At 70.1% G+C, this 17,082-nt stretch carries 15 protein-coding genes; 7 read left to right on the top strand and 8 right to left on the bottom strand.

The features are described from left to right. Positions 1-103 precede the first annotated feature (103 nt). Positions 104-1,357: an extracellular solute-binding protein gene (locus AB0C82_RS11835; protein WP_362839319.1), complete on the bottom strand. Its 1,254-nt coding sequence runs from the start codon at positions 1,355-1,357 to the stop codon at positions 104-106. A gap of 200 nt (positions 1,358-1,557) precedes the next feature. Here AB0C82_RS11835 and AB0C82_RS11830 point away from each other — a divergent pair, with 200 nt between their 5' ends. Further along, positions 1,558-1,773 carry a dodecin gene (locus AB0C82_RS11830; RefSeq protein WP_362839316.1) on the top strand — a complete coding sequence of 72 codons (216 nt, stop codon included), beginning with the start codon at positions 1,558-1,560 and terminating at the stop codon, positions 1,771-1,773. 17 nt (positions 1,774-1,790) lie between these two features. Here the strand turns inward: AB0C82_RS11830 and AB0C82_RS11825 are convergent, their stop codons facing one another. Then, positions 1,791-2,279 carry a hypothetical protein gene (locus AB0C82_RS11825; RefSeq protein ID WP_362839313.1) on the bottom strand — a complete coding sequence of 163 codons (489 nt, stop codon included), beginning with the start codon at positions 2,277-2,279 and terminating at the stop codon, positions 1,791-1,793. 67 nt (positions 2,280-2,346) lie between these two features. Between AB0C82_RS11825 and AB0C82_RS11820 the strand changes: the two genes are divergently transcribed. Beyond that, on the top strand, positions 2,347-3,360 hold the full coding sequence (locus AB0C82_RS11820) for an MsnO8 family LLM class oxidoreductase (protein WP_362839310.1): 1,014 nt from the start codon (positions 2,347-2,349) through the stop codon (positions 3,358-3,360). A gap of 111 nt (positions 3,361-3,471) precedes the next feature. Continuing rightward, positions 3,472-5,895, top strand: coding sequence for an excinuclease ABC subunit UvrA (uvrA, locus tag AB0C82_RS11815; RefSeq protein WP_362839308.1), 2,424 nt, complete (start codon positions 3,472-3,474; stop codon positions 5,893-5,895). A 46-nt stretch (positions 5,896-5,941) separates the two neighbouring features. Here uvrA and AB0C82_RS11810 read toward each other — a convergent pair whose 3' ends face one another. Genes AB0C82_RS11810 through AB0C82_RS11800 form a run of 3 tightly spaced genes read right to left on the bottom strand, consistent with a single transcriptional unit; the run spans position 5,942 to position 9,343 of the window. Further along, on the bottom strand, positions 5,942-6,688 hold the full coding sequence (locus AB0C82_RS11810) for a succinate dehydrogenase/fumarate reductase iron-sulfur subunit (protein ID WP_362839306.1): 747 nt from the start codon (positions 6,686-6,688) through the stop codon (positions 5,942-5,944). Beyond that, the gene (locus tag AB0C82_RS11805; protein WP_362839303.1) at positions 6,685-8,634 is read right to left on the bottom strand and encodes a fumarate reductase/succinate dehydrogenase flavoprotein subunit; all 1,950 of its coding nucleotides are present in this window, start codon (positions 8,632-8,634) and stop codon (positions 6,685-6,687) included. Before AB0C82_RS11805 ends, AB0C82_RS11810 begins: the two co-directional genes overlap by 4 nt. Position 8,635: 1 nt before the next feature. Next, a complete protein-coding gene (locus AB0C82_RS11800) occupies positions 8,636-9,343 on the bottom strand; it encodes a succinate dehydrogenase (RefSeq protein WP_362839301.1) in 708 nt (235 codons plus the stop codon). 95 nt (positions 9,344-9,438) lie between these two features. Here AB0C82_RS11800 and AB0C82_RS11795 point away from each other — a divergent pair, with 95 nt between their 5' ends. Further along, entirely contained in the window at positions 9,439-10,341 is a 903-nt protein-coding gene (locus AB0C82_RS11795; protein ID WP_362839298.1) for a LysR substrate-binding domain-containing protein, read from the top strand. A 244-nt stretch (positions 10,342-10,585) separates the two neighbouring features. Here AB0C82_RS11795 and AB0C82_RS11790 read toward each other — a convergent pair whose 3' ends face one another. The 3 genes from AB0C82_RS11790 to AB0C82_RS11780 all read right to left on the bottom strand — a co-directional run bounded on the left by AB0C82_RS11790 (position 10,586) and on the right by AB0C82_RS11780 (position 14,744). After that, complete coding sequence (locus tag AB0C82_RS11790) at positions 10,586-12,763, bottom strand: EAL domain-containing protein (protein ID WP_362839295.1); 2,178 nt, start codon at positions 12,761-12,763, stop codon at positions 10,586-10,588. Continuing rightward, complete coding sequence (locus AB0C82_RS11785) at positions 12,760-13,578, bottom strand: SAM-dependent methyltransferase (RefSeq protein ID WP_362839292.1); 819 nt, start codon at positions 13,576-13,578, stop codon at positions 12,760-12,762. Before AB0C82_RS11785 ends, AB0C82_RS11790 begins: the two co-directional genes overlap by 4 nt. Before the next feature lie 203 nt (positions 13,579-13,781). Continuing rightward, positions 13,782-14,744 (bottom strand): SCO0930 family lipoprotein, encoded by a 963-nt coding sequence (locus tag AB0C82_RS11780; protein WP_362839289.1) that lies wholly within the window; start codon positions 14,742-14,744, stop codon positions 13,782-13,784. Positions 14,745-15,037: 293 nt separating this feature from the next. Here AB0C82_RS11780 and AB0C82_RS11775 point away from each other — a divergent pair, with 293 nt between their 5' ends. The 3 genes from AB0C82_RS11775 to AB0C82_RS11765 all read left to right on the top strand — a co-directional run bounded on the left by AB0C82_RS11775 (position 15,038) and on the right by AB0C82_RS11765 (position 17,067). Beyond that, positions 15,038-15,445 (top strand): hypothetical protein, encoded by a 408-nt coding sequence (locus AB0C82_RS11775; protein ID WP_362839882.1) that lies wholly within the window; start codon positions 15,038-15,040, stop codon positions 15,443-15,445. A gap of 115 nt (positions 15,446-15,560) precedes the next feature. Beyond that, positions 15,561-16,328: a hypothetical protein gene (locus tag AB0C82_RS11770; RefSeq protein WP_362839287.1), complete on the top strand. Its 768-nt coding sequence runs from the start codon at positions 15,561-15,563 to the stop codon at positions 16,326-16,328. A 190-nt stretch (positions 16,329-16,518) separates the two neighbouring features. Further along, the gene (locus AB0C82_RS11765) at positions 16,519-17,067 is read left to right on the top strand and encodes a hypothetical protein (RefSeq protein ID WP_362839285.1); all 549 of its coding nucleotides are present in this window, start codon (positions 16,519-16,521) and stop codon (positions 17,065-17,067) included. The last annotated feature ends 15 nt before the right edge of the window (positions 17,068-17,082 follow it).

Here is a 17,082-nt window from a genome sequence, read left to right as displayed (position 1 = left end):
TGCCGCCCGGCCCGTGCGAGACCTCGGCCTGGGCCAGGAGTTCCCGGGCTTCGCCATCGGCAAACTCCGTGGCGTCCACACCGGCCGACCGTGAAGGCGATGGTCAGCTGCGTGCCAGGATCGCCGTGATGCGCTCGGACGCCGCGGTGGCCTCGGCGACCGGGTCACCGCCCTGGAGTACGGCGGTCATGTACGGCTTGATCGGGTTGGCGGCCTCGACGGCCGCCCACTGGGGCGAGTTGGGGGTGGCGCGGCCACGGGTGGCCCCTTCGGCCATCGCCGCGGTGCCTTCCTGACCTTCGATCACGGGGGCGAGGCTCGGCTTGTTGGGTACGTAGCTCATGGCCCTGGCCAGTTCGGTCTGCCATTTCCTGCTCGCGAGCACCTTGATCACGTCGATCCCCGCCCTGCGCTGATCGGCCTTCTTCGGCACGATCAGGTCCGAACCGCCGGTGAACACCGAGCCCGGGGCCTTCGCCGACTTTCCGGGGATGGGGAAGTAGCCGAGCTTTCCCTTGAGTTCCGGGTTCTTCTGCTCGATCAGGGCGGCGCTGCCCGGCACGGAGATGATCTGGGCGACGTCGCCCTTGGCGAAGACGTCGGTCTGCGGGGGCTTCTCCTCGTCGGCGTCCTTGGGACCGTTGCCGAGTGCCTGGAGCTCCTTGTAGAAGTCCATACCCCTGAGCGCGGCGGGAGAGTGCAGGGCGCCCTGCCAGTCGCCGCCGTTCTCGTCGGCGAGCTCACCGCCCTCGTCCCATATGAACCCCGCCAGCACGTACCAGTTCTGACCGGCGAGGTACATGCCCTGGGTGCCGTAGCTGTTGAGCTCCTCGGTGTCCTCGATCCATTCCTGGCGGGTGCGGGGCGGGGACTTGATGCCTGCCCTGGCGAAGAGTTCCTTGTTGTAGATCACCACGCGGTTGGCCGCGTACCAGGGGATCCCGAACTGCATCCCGTTGATGCTGCCGGGTTCGGCCAGGCCGGGCAGCCAGTCCTCGCTGCCGAGGTCACGCATCGATTCGAGGGTGAGGTCACGCAGTCCGCCGCTCTCCGCGTACTGGGCGACCTGGGTGTTGCCCACCTCGATGACGTCCGGCGCGTCCTCGCTGCCGAGGGCCGCGATGACCTTGGGGCCGATCCCGCCCCATTCCTGGATCTCGAACTCCAGCTGGACGTCGGGGTTGTCGCTCTCGTACGACTCCGTGAAGCGGTCCAGGAAGTCCTGCGAGACGCTGTCCTTCATCAGCCACACCGTGACCGTGACATCTCCTCCGCCCCCACCGGGAACGAGGCCGCAGCCGCTCAGGACTACACAGGACACGAGCGCGACGGCTCCGGACAGCAAGCGGTTCTTCACGTGGTCACCTTCTGCGAAACGGCACGACGGAACAGGGACCCGGTGTGGGGGACTGCGGGCGGCGCTCGCACGGGCGTGTGGCTGGATTTTGGTATGGACCAATGGGTAGGTCAAGGGCCGGTCAGGGCAGATCGCCCGACCCGATGCCTCGCGCGCCGCGCCCGGGTAGGGCACCGTGGAAGCACGAGAGGAGACATTTGATGTCCAATCACACGTATCGGGTCACCGAAATCGTAGGAACCTCCGAGGAAGGAGTCGATGCGGCTATCCGCAACGGCATCGCCAGAGCCTCGGAAACGTTGCACAATCTCGACTGGTTCGAGATGACACAGGTGCGGGGCCACATCGAGGACGGGCGGATCGCGCACTACCAGGTGGGCCTCAAGGTCGGCTTCCGGCTCGACGAAAGCACCTGACCAGCCACTTCACGTGGTCAGGTACGCCCCTCGCGTTCCTGCGCGTCCTCGAGTTCGGGCGAGGGCATCGCCCAACGGGCGCGCACCACCGTGAATCCGGCCGCCTCGGCCGCGTCGCAGACCAGTTGGTCGTCGTCGACGAGGACCCGGATCTCACGCTCCCGGCCCAGCCGCTTCAGGACCTCCAGCTTGGTGCGGCGGGCCGGCCGCCGGTCGTCGTTGCGACGCATGTACACACGCCCCTCAGGCAGTCCGTTGCGTGCCAGCCAGGCCAGCGTGTCGCGACGGCAGCGCTCCGGGCGGCCGGTCAGGTAGACGACGTCGCACTCCTGTGTGCTGGCGAGCACCAGGCGGACGCCCTCGGCCAGGGGCGGGTCGTGGACGGCTGCGGAGAAGAAGCCCTTCCAGTCGCGCCGGGCTCCCTCCAGGAAGTGCTGACGGTGGGCGGTGTCCGCCAGCGTCCCGTCCAGATCGAAAACGGCCAGCGGCCGGGCATCGTCTCTCACACGGCTGAGCCTAGAGACTCCGCGGGCATCCCGGGAATCACGACGGAGCGCACGCGTTGAACCAGGCGTGAGCTCCGTGATCGCACGCACCCGCTTCTCCGTCCTCGACCGCTCCCGTACGCGCGAGGGGCACGACGGCGGCGAGGCGCTGCGGGACACCGTACGACTGGCCGGGACGGCCGAAGCCCTCGGCTACCACCGCTTCTGGGTCTCCGAGCACCACAGCGTGCCCGGAATCGCCGGTTCCGCGCCGACCGTGCTCGCAGCGGCCGTCGCCGCCGCCACCTCGACCATCCGGGTGGGCACCGGTGGAGTGATGCTGCCCAATCACCAGCCCCTCGTCGTGGCGGAGCAGTTCGGGGTGCTCGCCTCCCTGTTCCCCGGGCGCGTCGACATGGGCGTGGGCCGGTCGGTGGGCTTCACGGACGGCATCCGCACGGCGCTGGGCCGCGACAAGGCGGACGCCGACGACTTCGCCGTGCAACTCGCCGAACTGCTCGGCTGGCTGGACGGCACCCAGCGCAGCCACCCGCAGGTGCACGCCCGTCCGGCCGAGGGCCTGCGCATACCGCCTTACGTCCTGGCCACGGGCGAGGGCGCCTCGATCGCCGCGGCGGCCGGCCTGCCCCTGGTCGTGGGCGATCTGCGCGGCCGCGAGAAGCTCGTGCGCGCCGTCGAGGGCTACCGCAAGGACTTCCGTCCTTCCACCTGGACGCAGACCCCGTACGTCGTCGTGGCCGGCACGGTCGCCGTCGCCGGGACGGAGGCTGAAGCCCGGCGGCTGCTCGTCCCGGAAGCCTGGTCCATGGCGTACGCGCGAACGCACGGCTCCTTCCCGCCACTCGCCCCGGCCGGGCGGATCGAGGCGCTGACGATGACGGCGAAGGAGCGGGGCCTCTACGAGAGCGGGCTGCGCGGGCACGTGGCCGGTACGCCGGAGCAGGTCGCCGGGGAACTGGAACGGGTCATCGAGGAGACCGGGGCGGACGAGGTGCTGGTCACCACCAGCACCTACGACCGCGAAGGCATGGTGGACTCGTTGCGGAGGCTGGCCCGGCTCGCAGGCCTGACCGGCGCGTGAGGCAGCGACTGCTCCCCCGCCTCTGCGCCGCCTAGAATCTGCCGTTTCCCCTACTTTGCGTTCCTCTGTGCGTTCATCCATGCGTACGCCGAACGGTTCGGAGCCGCGTCCATGCACACCCCCCACGATGCGTACGTCCGGGTGCGCGGCGCCCGTGAGCACAACCTCCAGGACGTCCACGTCGACATCCCCCGCGACACCCTGACCGTCTTCACCGGCGTCTCGGGCTCCGGCAAGTCCTCGCTCGCCTTCGGGACCATCTACGCGGAGGCCCAGCGCCGCTACTTCGAGTCCGTGGCACCGTACGCCCGCCGGCTGATCCATCAGGTGGGCGCTCCCGACGTCGGCGAGATCACCGGGCTTCCGCCCGCCGTCTCCCTCGAACAGCGCCGCTCGGCGCCGGGGTCGCGCTCATCGGTCGGGACGGTCACCACACTGTCGAACTCGCTGCGCATGTTGTTCTCCCGGGCCGGTGACTATCCGCCGGGCGCGGAGCGTCTCGACTCCGACGCGTTCTCCCCGAACACGGCTGTCGGTGCCTGTCCCGAGTGCCACGGGCTCGGCCGCGTCCATCGCACCACCGAGGACCTGCTCGTCCCCGATCCGTCCCTGTCGATCCGGGAGGGTGCCATCGCCGGCTGGCCGGGCGCCTGGCAGGGCAAGAACCTGCGCGACGTGCTGGACGCGCTGGGCCACGACGTGGACCGGCCGTGGCGGGAGCTGGCACCGGAGGACCGGGAGTGGATCCTGTTCACGGACGAGCAGCCGGTGGTGACGGTCCATCCGGTACGGGACGCGCACCGCATCCAACGGCCCTATCAGGGTACGTACATGAGCGCACGGCGCTATGTGATGCACACCTTCGCCGACTCCCGGAGCACGACGCTGCGCGCGAAGGCCGAACGCTTTCTGACCAGTGCGCCCTGCCCGGTCTGCGGAGGCAGCCGGCTGCGGCCCGAGGCGATGGCCGTCACCTTCGGCGGCCGCACGATCGCGGAGCTGGCAGCCCTGCCCCTCGCCGCTCTCGCCGCGGTGCTGCACCGGACGGGCGGCGGCGAGACGGCGCACGTGCTGACGGCCGACCTTCTGGCCCGGATCGAGACGGTGACGGAGCTGGGGCTGGGGTATCTCAGTCTCGACCGTACGGCCCCAACGCTGTCCTCCGGCGAGTTGCAGCGTCTCCGTCTCGCCACGCAGCTGCGGTCGGGCCTGTTCGGGGTGGTGTACGTGCTCGACGAGCCCTCGGCCGGGCTGCATCCGGCGGACACCGAGTCCCTTCTCACGGTCCTGGGACGGCTGAAGGACTCCGGCAACACGGTGTTCGTGGTGGAGCACCAGCTCGATGTGGTGCGGCAGGCGGACTGGCTGGTCGATGTCGGGCCGCTCGCGGGTGAGCACGGCGGCCGGGTGCTGCACAGCGGGCCGCCGGCCGGGCTGGTGGACGTGGCGGAGTCGGCGACCCGCCGGTTCCTCTTCGACGAGGCCCCGGCTCCCGCGCGGGAGCCCCGTACGCCGTCGGGATGGCTGAAGCTCAACGGGGTCGAGCGGCACAACGTGCGCGGCGCCGACGCCGCGTTCCCGCTCGGGGTGTTCACGGCGGTGACCGGGGTCTCCGGGTCGGGCAAGTCCACCCTGGTCGGGCAGGTGCTGGCCGGGGTGCTCGCCGACCGGCAGGCTTCCTCCGCCGCGGACCTCCCGGGTACTCCGCAGACGACGGGCTGCGCGTCGGCGGAGGGGCTGGAGGCGGTGGACCGGCTGGTCCAGGTCGACCAGAAGCCGATCGGGCGGACCCCGCGCTCCAACCTGGCGACGTACACGGGGCTCTTCGACGCGGTACGGAAGCTGTTCGCCGCAACGGAAGCGGCGCGGGAGCGGGGGTACAAGGCGGGCCGGTTCTCGTTCAACGTGGCCGGCGGCCGGTGCGAGACCTGCCAGGGCGAGGGTTTCGTCTCCGTGGAGCTGCTCTTCCTGCCCAGTACGTACACGCCCTGCCCGGACTGCCACGGCGCGCGCTACAACCCGCGGACCCTGGAGGTCACCCTTCGCGGGCTCACGATCGCGCAGGTGCTGGACCTGACCGTGGAGTCGGCGGCCGTGTTCTTCGCGGGGACTCCGACGGCCGAACGCAGCCTGCGTACGCTGATCGATGTGGGGCTCGGCTACCTGCGCCTCGGCCAGCCCGCCACCGAGCTGTCGGGCGGGGAGGCGCAGCGCATCAAGCTCGCCACCGAACTGCAGCGCACCCGTCGCGGACGCACGCTGTATCTGCTCGACGAGCCGACGACCGGGCTGCACCCCGCCGATGTGGAGGTGCTGATGCGGCAGTTGCACCACCTCGTCGACGCCCGCAACACGGTGGTGGTCGTGGAGCACGACATGGCCGTGGTGGCGGGCGCCGACTGGGTGATCGACCTCGGACCCGGCGGCGGCGACGAGGGCGGCCGGATCGTCGCCGAGGGCACACCGGCGGAGGTCGCACGGTCGGCGGGAAGCCGCACGGCGCCGTATCTGGCGCGGGCCATGCGGCTCCCGTGACGTGCTCGCGGACACGCGGTGAGGACGAACCGGCGGACGGGAGGCCTCAGCGGCGCACCTTCCGAGTCGCGCGGAGCCACTCCTTGTTCATCGCGGCGATCGACGGCAGCGGAATACCCTTCGGGCAGGCCGTGGCGCACTCACCCGTCAGGGTGCAGCCGCCGAAACCCTCCTCGTCCATGGTGGCGACCATGTCGAGGACCCGGGTCTCACGCTCGGGTGCGCCCTGGGGCAGCACGTTGAGGTGGTTCACCTTCGCCGATGTGAAGAGCATCGCGGAGCCGTTGGGGCAGGCAGCCACGCAGGCACCGCAGCCGATGCACTCGGCGTGCTCGAACGCGAAGTCCGCGTCCGGCTTGGGCACGGGCGTCGCGTGCGCGTCGGGTGCCGTGCCGGTCGGGGCGGAGATGTAACCGCCGGACTGGATGATCCGGTCGAAGGCCGAGCGGTCCACGACCAGGTCCTTGACGACCGGGAAGGCGGAGGCCCGCCACGGCTCGACGTCGATCGTCTGGCCGTCCTTGAACGACCGCATGTGCAGCTGGCAGGTGGTGGTGCGTTCCGGGCCGTGGGCGTCGCCGTCGATGACGAGGCTGCAGGCGCCGCAGATGCCCTCGCGGCAGTCGTGGTCGAACGCGACAGGCTCGTCCCCGTCGAGGATGAGCTCCTCGTTGAGGGTGTCGAGCATCTCGAGGAACGACATGTCCGGGGAGATGCCGTCGACCTCGTAGGTGGCCATGGCGCCGGGCGTTTCGGCGTTCTGCTGGCGCCAGACGCGCAGGGTGAGCTTCATGCGTAGCTCCGCTGAGTGGGGTGGACGTACTCGAAGACGAGGTCTTCCTTGTGCAGGACGGGGGCGTCGCCCGTGCCCGAGAACTCCCAGGCGGCGACGTACGAGAACTCCTCGTCCCGGCGGGCGGCTTCGCCCTCGGGGGTCTGTGACTCCTCGCGGAAGTGACCCCCGCAGGACTCGGCGCGGTGCAGGGCGTCGAGGCACATGAGCTCGGCGAGCTCCAGGTAGTCGACGATGCGATTGGCCTTCTCCAGCGACTGGTTGAACTGTTCGCCGGTGCCCGGGACCTTGATGCGGCGCCAGAACTCCTCCCGGATCTGCGGGAGTCGGTCGAGGGCCTTGCGCAGCCCCTCCTCGGTGCGGGCCATGCCGCAGAACTCCCACATGAGTTCACCGATCTCCCGGTGGAAGGAGTCGGGGGTGCGGTCGCCGTCGACGGCGAGGAGCAGGTTGATCCGGTCCTCGGTCTCCGCGACCGTCGCTGCGACGTCCGGGTGCGCGGCGTCGACCTCGCCGGTGTGCGGGTTGCGGGCCAGGTAGTCGTTGATCGTGGACGGCAGGACGAAGTAGCCGTCGGCGAGTCCCTGCATCAGCGCCGAGGCACCGAGCCGGTTCGCGCCGTGGTCGGAGAAGTTCGCCTCGCCGATCGCGAAGAGGCCGGGGACGGTGGTCCGGAGGTCGTAGTCGACCCAGAGCCCGCCCATCGTGTAGTGCACGGCCGGATAGATCCGCATGGGTGTCTCGTACGGATTCTCGGCGGTGATGCGGGCGTACATGTCGAAGAGGTTGCCGTACTTCTCCTCGACCTTCGCCTTGCCCATCCTGGCGATGGCGTCGGCGAAGTCGAGGTAGACGCCCTGCCCGCCGGGGCCCACTCCGCGCCCCTCGTCGCAGACGTTCTTCGCGGCGCGCGAGGCGATGTCGCGGGGGACGAGGTTGCCGAAGGCGGGGTAGACGCGCTCCAGGTAGTAGTCGCGCTCGTCCTCCGGGATCTCGTTCGCGGGCCGCTCGTCGCGCTTCGCCTTCGGCACCCAGATGCGGCCGTCGTTGCGCAGCGACTCACTCATCAGCGTCAGCTTCGACTGGTGGTCGCCGGTGCGCGGGATGCAGGTGGGGTGGATCTGGGTGAAGCAGGGGTTGGCCATGTACGCGCCGCGGCGGTGGGCCCGCCAGATGGCGGTGGCGTTGGAGTTCATGGCGTTCGTCGAGAGGTAGAAGACGTTGCCGTATCCGCCGCTGGCCAGTACGACGGCGTCGGCGAAGTACGTGTCGATCTTCCCGGTGATCAGGTCGCGGGCGACGATGCCCCGCGCCTTCCCGTCGACGACGATCAGGTCGAGCATCTCCGTACGGGCGTGGAGTTCGACGTTGCCTGCCGCGATCTGGCGCGCGAGTGCCTGGTAGGCGCCGAGGAGGAGCTGCTGCCCGGTCTGGCCGCGGGCGTAGAAGGTGCGGGAGACCTGGACCCCGCCGAAGGAGCGGTTGTCGAGGAGTCCGCCGTACTCGCGGGCGAAGGGCACTCCCTGGGCGACGCACTGGTCGATGATCTCGACGGAGATCTGCGCGAGCCGGTGGACGTTGGACTCGCGGGCGCGGAAGTCTCCGCCCTTGACGGTGTCGTAGAAGAGCCGGTGCACGGAGTCGCCGTCGTTGCGGTAGTTCTTGGCGGCGTTGATGCCGCCCTGGGCGGCGACGGAATGGGCGCGGCGGGGCGAGTCCTGGAAGCAGAACTGGACGACGTGGTAGCCCTGTTCGGCGAGTGTGGCACCGGCCGACCCGCCGGCGAGGCCGGTTCCGACGACGATGACGGTGTGCTTGCGGCGGTTGGCCGGGTTGACCAGCTTCGCTTCGAAGCGGCGGGTGTCCCAGCGCTCGGCGACGGGGCCGGCGGGGGCCTTCTCGTCGACGAGCGGTGCGCCCGTCGCGTACTGCGTGTAGTCGCTCATATCAGCTCACCACTCCGGTCATGACAGCGACGGGTACGGAGACGAATCCGGCCGTCAGCGCCAGCGCGAGGACGTCGGCCGTCGCCTTGAGGACACGGTCGCGGGTCGCGTTGCCCACGCCGAGGGTCTGTGCCGCGCTCCAGAACCCGTGCCGGACGTGCAGGCCCAGGGCGAGCACCGCGACGATGTAGACGACGTTGCCGTACCAGGTCGAGAAGGTGTCGATGACGTTCTGGTACGGGCGTCCGGACTCGAAGCCGCCCGGATGCGCGGTGCCGGTCGTCAGGTCGAGGATGTGCCAGACGATGAACAGCGCGAGGATGATCCCGCCCCAGCGCATGGTGCGTGTGGCGTAGCTCGCGCGCGGCTTCCTGTGAACGTACTTGCTGGAACGCGCCCGGATGTCGCGGCGGCTGAGCTGGTACGCGGACACCGCGTGCAGGACGACGGCGGCGACCAGCCCCACGCGGACGAGCCACAGCGCCCACTCGTGGTGGAGGACGGGCTCGCCCATGGTGCGCAGCCAGTGGGCGTAACGGTTGAACTCCCCGGACCCGAAGAAGATCTTCAGGTTCCCGATCATGTGGGCGACCAGGTAGAGGAGCATGGCCAGGCCGCTCACGGCCATGATCGTTTTTTTGCCGACGGTCGAGTTCCAGAGCGTGCGCGTCATGGACGGCCGCCGGTCCGTCCGTGTTGCCAGTGCCATGGATACGACGCTAAGGCCGGAGGGGTTAATCAGTCCAAGAGATGGACTGGCTCATGTCCATAGGCGTTCCCTATCATTACCGCTATCGTCGCCTCATGCAGTTCCAGCAGCTCGCCTACTTCGTAGCCGTGGCCGAGGCCCGGCACTTCACCCGCGCCGCCGAGGAGGTACACGTCTCCCAGCCCTCGCTCTCCCAGCAGATCAAGGCACTGGAGAGGGAGCTGGGCGCCGAGCTCTTCAGCCGGGCCCGGGGCAACATCGCGCTGACGGACGCGGGAGAGGCTCTGTTGCCGCTGGCCCGCCGGATTCTCGCCGACGCGGACACGGCACGGCACGAGGTGCAGGAGCTGGTCCAGCTGCGCCGGGGCCGCATCAGGCTCGGAGCCACGCCCAGCCTCTGCACCGGACTGCTGCCCGACGCCCTGCGGGCGTTCCACGATCTGCACCCGGGGATCCAGCTGCTGCTGGAGGAGGGCGGCTCGCACGACCTCGTACGGCAGCTGGCGCGCGGGGCGCTGGATCTCGCGCTGGTGGCACTCCCCCTGCCGGCCGCGTCGCCGGCGCTGACCACGGTGGAACTGCTGAACGAGGACCTGGTCGTGGTGTCGTCGGCCGCGGGGCCGGAGCCGGGCCGGAAGGGACGGGTCCGGATCTCCGACCTCCAGGGCGAACCGCTGGTGATGTTCCGGCACGGCTACGACCTGCGAGAGCTGACCGTCGCCGCGTGCCGGGCCGAGGGCTTCGAGCCGTCGTTCACCGTGGAGGGCGGCGAGATGGACGCGGTCCTCGGATTCGTACGGGCGGGGCTCGGCGTCGCGGTGGTACCGAGCATGGTGGCGAACCGGGCCGGGCACGACCTGCGGACGACGCCGCTGGCCGCGCCGGGACTGCGGCGGACGATCGCACTGGCCCACCGCAGCGATGTGGCTCCGCCTCGGGCAGCGCGGGAGCTGCAGAGGATGCTGCTGGGGCGGGGGCAGGGTCCGGCTGCCGGGTGAGGGTGCGCGGCGGGCTCGGGAGCGTGCGCGGCGAGTCCGCCGCCTGTCCCCAAGCGCCGGACACGTACGGCCTGCGGGGCAGGCCCGTACCCGTCCGGCGTCCGACTGCCCTCACGCCCGTCCGGGGTGAGGGCAGTCCTCAGGCCCGGCCGACGTCCGGGAAACAGCTCTCAGGCCTGACCGCCGTCCGGGAGAACAGCTCCCGGTGCCCGACGACGACCGCGCTCCTCCCGCCCCGCCCCCCTCACACCGCGTCGGCCAGCAGCAGCGCGTGGATGCGGTCCGGAGCGCCCGGACGGGCGTAGTACCACCCCTGGGCCGTGTCGCAGCCGAGCTGCCGCAGCTGCTCCGCCTGGGCGCCGGTCTCCACGCCCTCCACCGTCACGGCCAGATTCAGGCTGTGGGCCAGCGACACGATGCCCTCGACGATCTTCAGGTCGACCGGGTCGGCCGGGTGCTGCTGCATACCCTGCGTGAACGAACGGTCCAGCTTGAGCACACTCACCGGCAGGCGGCGGAGATTCGCCAGGTTCGAGTAGCCCGTACCGAAGTCGTCGAGCGCTATGTCGACGCCCATCTCCGCCAGTTGCCGCAGCGGCTTGAGCAGATCGTCATCGGCGCCGATCAGGGCGGACTCGGTGACCTCCAGGCAGAGTGCTCCCGGTTCGAGGCCGGAGCGCTCCAGCACGTCGACCGTCTCGGCGACCAGCCGCGGGTGGTGCAGCTGGGTCGGCGAGAGGTTCACGTTGATCCGCAGCGGCCCGCCGTCGCTGTGCCGCTCCTTCCAGAAGTTGGCCTGGCGCACCGACTCCTCCAGCACCCACCGCCCCAACGGCACGATGAGGCCGGTGTGTTCGGCGAGCGGGATGAACCGGTCGGGGCCGAGCACGCCGTGCTGCGGATGGCACCACCGCACGAGCGCCTCGGCACCGTGCACGCTGCCGTCACCGAGGTGCACCAGGGGCTGGTACTCGATGAAGAACTCACCCCGGTCCAGCGCCGCCGGCAGTGCCGTGGTCAGCCCGTGCCGCGTGATCGCACGTGCGTCGGCCTCCGCGTCCGCGAGCTCGAAGCGGTTGCCGCCCGCCGACTTGGCCCGGTACATCGTGATGTCGGCACTCCGCAGCACCTCTGCGGCGGTGCGCGCGCCGGCCGCCGGCCCCTCGACGACGCCGATGGACCCCCGTACCGTCAGCTCGCGGCCGTCGAGCCGGATCGGCGTGGCGAGCACCCCGAGTATCCGGCAGGCCAGCTCGTCGACCTCGTCCTCCGTGTGGGGCCCGGTCGTCAGGGCCACGAACTCGTCGCCGCCGAGTCGCGCCACCATCTCCCCCGGTGCGGTCGCACAGCTCTGCAGCCGGTCCGCTACCTCCACGAGCAGCCGGTCACCGGCCGCGTGGCCCAGGCTGTCGTTGATCGCCTTGAAGCCGTCGAGGTCCAGGTAGCAGAGCCCGAAGCGGGTCCCGCCCTTCGCCGCGAGGGTCTTCTCCAGCCGCTCGAAGAACAGCGTCCGGTTGGGCAGCCCGGTGAGCGCGTCGTGCGTCGCCTCGTAGCGCAGCCGCAGGTTGAGCAGCCGGCGCTCGGTGGTGTCCTCCATGAGGGCCAGCTGGTACTCGGGCGTGCCCTCGGAGTCCCGCAGCAGCGACACCGTGAGGTTGGTCCACAGGACGGTGCCGTCGTTGCGGTAGTAGGGCTTCTCGACGTGGTAATGCTCGCGTTCGCCGCGTACCAGCTCGTTGTAGTACTTCCACACGTTCGGCGAGTCCTCGGGGTGGACCCACTCGTTCACCTTGTGGCTGCGGACATGGTGCTCCAGGCCGCCGAACATCTGGGTGAGCGTGTCGTTGACCTCCAGGATGTTGCCTTCGAGGTCCGCGATGCCGATGCCGATCGCCGCGTCCTTGAACACGGCGCGAAACCGTGCCTCCGTCGCATGCAGGGCGTGTTCGGCATGGGAGCGGGCGGTGAGCGCCGAGCGGGCGATGGCCTCCTGCTCGGCAAGGGTCCGCTCCCGCAGGGCCAGCGTGAATCCGCCGGCGAGCGCGTGCTGCATCCGTGCGCAGCGAGCTCTGCCGTCCTCGGTCGGCAGCTCCAGCGTGCCGTTGCCCCCGCAGTAGAGCACCAGGTACGAGTCGATGACGCCGAGTGTCGAGCTGAGGGCGTCGGGGTCGGTGCAGTGCGCGGCGACCAGCGCGGCCCCGACCCCGTGCGCGGGCGCCGGGTCGAAGGGCCGCGCGTGCAGGATCTCGCTCAGCTCGCGTGCCAGCGGCAGCAGATGCTGTTCGAACTCCTTGCGGGTCATGTGGGTGGCCGTGGACGGAAAGATCGCCCGGCTCCAGATCGTGGCGAATCTTCGGAGCCGGCCCTCGGGACCGTCCGGTTCCGCGTCCGGGGCTCCGGACGCCTGGGCAGGGATGCTCACGCCTTGCGTCCCACTCCTGCGAAGCCCGAGAAGGCGAACGGGTCTTCCTGACCCTCCGTCACCGGGGTGTCCGGACGCCAGTCGGGCATCGAGACGAGGCCGGGGTCGACCATCTCGTACCCCTCGAAGAACCGGCTCACCTCGGTGCGCGAGCGCATGATGAGCGGGTTGCGGATGTCGCGGTAGACGCCGACCGCACCGCCCGCCTCAGCCTCGGTGAGCGGTATCCCCTCGTACGAGGCGTGGGTCAGGACGAGCAGGCTGCCGGGGGCGAGCGCCTCGCGCAGTTCGGCGACCGCGCGGTACGGGTCGTCGGCGTCCTCCACGAAGTGCAGCACCGCGACGAGGAGCAGCGCCACCGGCCGGTCGAGGTCGAGGAGCCCGGAGATCGCGGGGTTCTTCAGGATGTCCTGGGGACGGCGCAGGTCGGCGGCGGCGATCACCGCGTTGTCGACGCCCTCGAGCACGGCCTGGCTGTGCGCGACGGCGACCGGGTCGTGGTCGACGTACGCCACCTTGGCGGCCGGGTCGGCCGCCTGGGCGACTTCGTGGACATTTCCGAAGGTCGGAATACCGGAGCCGATGTCCAGGAACTGGCTGATGCCCTCGGTCACGGCGTACTGCACGGCCCGGCGCATAAAGGCGCGGTTCGCCTGCATGATCTTGGGAAGCCCCGGCAGGAACTCCATGGCCTTACGGGCCGCTTCCCGGTCCACCTCGAAATTGTGCGATCCGCCCAGATAGAAGTCATACATTCGGGACACGCTCGGCACCGAAATGTCGATGCCTTGCGGTGCCCAGGCGGGACGCTCCATCGATGTCTCCAACAAGTCGCCACGGCGATCCGGCCATGTTCATGGTCAGTGTTGACCAGAGGCTACTGATCGACCGCCAAGAGAGCGAGCGGAAACGGAAATTCGCGGTCCGTTATTGGTCACACATCAGGAGCATGTGCGGTGGTCCGTCGCTGCGGGTGCGCATTCAGCGACGGACCGGCACACCGGGCACTCGGATTCCGCTACTTGGGCGCTCCGACCAGCTTGGCGTCGGGCGACACCGCGTACCATGTCCCCCCGACGCCTTGCCCGTTGGTGTCTCCGGGAGCGGTGTCACCGGAGAAGGTGTAAATCGGCCAGCAGTCGAGAGTCTGTTGCTTGATACCGTCGGGCCGGTCGAAGGTGACATAGCCCTTGGTCGTGATGCCCTCCACCTCATTCTTCGCCACCGGTTCGACCACGGGCCACTTCTTGAGGCACTCGCCCGTGCAGGCGGTTTTCATCGGCCACGCGGAGTCCTTCTTGAACCGGTAAACGGTCATACCCTGCTTGTCGACGACGATGTCACCGAGTTTCGGGTCCTTGCGGACCGAAAGCCCCGCGAGGTCGGCCGGCTCCGCCTCGCCGCCCGCTTCGGCCTTCGCCCCGGCCTTCTTCCCGTCCGGTGCGGAAGCGAACCACGTGCCGCCGACCCCCTGCCCGTTGGCGTCTCCCGGGCCGGTGTCCTTGGCGTACCGGTACATGGGCCAGCCGTCGACGGTGAGTTGCTTGGTCCCGTCGGCGCGCAGGACCTCTCCGAGCAGTGCGGCGTCGGTTCCCGCCGCGGCCTCGACGTTGCCCGCGGGCACGATCGGCCAGATCTTCGCGCACTCACCCACGCAGTTCGACGCGGGCGGGTTCGCGGTGTCCTTGTCGAACCGGTAGAGCGTGAAGCCCGCGCTGTCGGTGAGCACCTTCCCCAGGCTCTTGCTGTCCCACACCGCGAGCTGACCGGCTTCCTTGGGCGCCGCGGCCTCTCCTCCGGCGTCCGAGCCGTAGCCGCCGTCGGAGCCGTAGCCGCTGTCGGCCGGCTGCTCGGCCGGGACCGCGTTGCCCACGACCTGCCCGTCGGGGCCCGAGGCTCCCTTCTCCTGACCACACGCCGTCGTCAGGGCGAGCAGGGCCGTCGCCGTCACCGCGAGCGAGGCGTTGCGCCAGGTGTTCATGTCGACTCCCGTTGTCCTACTGCCGGTTGCGACGCGAGTCCGCGTCACTCATGGCCCTAGGTACGGGTCGCCGGTCCCTCCTTGTTCAACGGGTCACGCAAAAAGTTTCACCGGCCCGCAAACATGAACCGAACAAGATCCACACCATCAGGGGATTACCTGTCGGCCCGGGCGTGTCCCGCTTCGGTCGGGTCCATGCTCCCGGTCGTGTACGGATCTCGCATCGGGCGGCTCTCGGCAGCCGCCGCCCTCGTTTGGCTGTGCGCGGTGCCCGTGCCCGCGACCGGTGACAGTTGCGCGGTCGCCTCCATCGGTCAGGGCGACGGCAGTTCGTCGGTCGCCGTGGCGGGGAGCTGCCCGCCACCCCCGGAGCCACCACCGCCTCCGCCCCCACCACCACCGCCTCCGCCGCCCCCGGAGCCACCGCCACCTCCCCCGCCACCACCGCCTCCTCCGCCTCCACCGGCCCCGGAGCCCCCGCCGCCACCGCCGCCACCGCCGCCCCCACCGGCCCCAGAACCTCCTCCACCACCACCGCCTCCTCCACCACCACCACCCCCGACGCCCGCACCTCCGGCGCCCGCGCCCCCGGCCCCCGAGCCGCCGGAGCCGGAACCCTCGCCCCCACCCCCGACAGTGCGCCCGAAACTCGCTCCGCCCAAGACCGTGGCCCTTCCCACCTACCGCAATACCGCCCGTAAAGCAGCACGCAGCGGCCCGTCCCTGGTCTCGCTCACCTTGGTGATCACCGCTCCCGCGGTATTCGCCGTCGCCGTCCTGCGTCCGCGCTCGTCCCGTTGATCCACGGAGATATCCATGTCGGAATGGCTTGTTCTGACCATTGCCATGGCCTCGGCCTGCGCTGTTGTGCTCACCATCGCGGTCCTCAACAACCGGCGCATCGGCGAGGACGACGACCCGTCCGAGACGCCGGACGTCATCGAGTACATGACGATGATGATCGGGGTGGTGTACGCGATCGTGCTCGGCCTCGCCATCGCGGGTGTCTGGGAGGGGCGCAGTGCCGCGCAGGAGTCCGTACGCCTGGAGGCCCAGGCCCTGCACGAGGTGAGCGCCCGGTCCTCCGTATATCCGGTGGAGATCCGTGACCGCATCCGTGCCGATGTCGATGCCTATGTCAGCTATGTGATCAACGAAGAGTGGGAGGCCATGACGGAGACGGGGAGCATCACCGAGCGGGGCACCCAGCTGCTCGACCGCGTGCGGGCGGATGTCACCGACTACCAGCCGAAGACGGATCACGAGGGGCAGTCGTACCAGCCGCTGGTGGACCAGGTGGCCGCTGCCGACGACGCACGCGGCTCGCGGGGGCAGAGCGCGGGGGCCACGATGCCGGGTGTGGTGTGGTTCGGCCTGATCACCGGGGCGATGGTGACGGTGGGGCTCATCTTCACCCTGCAGATCCGCAGAACGTTCCGTGAACTGCTGCTCGCGGGCCTATTCAGCGTGCTGATCGCCTTCCTGCTCTTCCTCATCTGGGACTTCGACTCGCCCTTCGGACGGGGCATCTCGGCGACCACCGCGCCGTTCGTCGACCTGTTCCCGCACGCCGTCGGCGGATAGCGGCTCACCTCGCCCCTCCCCCGGCCGGCATGTCTCCGGTGCGTCCGGCCGGGGGACAAGGCTGCCCCATTCGCCGGACCCCGATCGCGGGTGGTATGCGGCACTTCTAGCGTTTCGGGCATCGAGGTGCATTTCTGCTGCTTTGTGGAACCGTTCCGCAACTGCTCCTCGGGGACCCGGAGGATTCACCATGCGCGCGATACGTGTCGCACCCGCCGCCCTGCTCGGCTCCGTCGCTCTCGCCCTGACGGCTCCGGCCACGGCCGCATACGCCGCTTCGGCCGGCACGTCCACGTCGTTCACCCCGTCGGTCACCCCCTCGGTGGTCGCGCCGGGCGGCCAGGTCACCCTGGGCGCCATGGGGTGCGATGTGGCCGCCACCGCCTCGTCGGGGGTGTTCGACACGACGACGATCCCCAGTGGGCAGTCGGCCACGGCCACCGTCGACTGGGACGCCAGGCGGGGTGCCGTCTACGAGGTGAAGTTCAACTGCGGCGGAACCACGCGCGTGGTCGAGCTGACCATCACCGGCGGCGCCACGAGCACACCTACGAGCACACCCACCACGACACGCCCCACCGCCAGTACCACCGCGCTCGCCCCCAGTGGGGTACAGGGCGGTCTGGGCGGCAGCGTCGACGGCTTCGACGCCGGCGAGATCGCTGCGGGCAGCGCCCTGGTTCTGGCAGCCGCGGGAGGCGCCGTGTATGTCATGCGCAGGCGGCGAGGCAGCCACTGACCGGTATGCACCGCC

Origin of the sequence: Streptomyces sp. NPDC048560, from assembly GCF_040650955.1 — a bacterium.
GTDB lineage: Bacteria > Actinomycetota > Actinomycetes > Streptomycetales > Streptomycetaceae > Streptomyces.
Note: the sequence above shows the minus strand (reverse complement) of the source record. Positions and strands in the feature narration are given on the sequence as shown.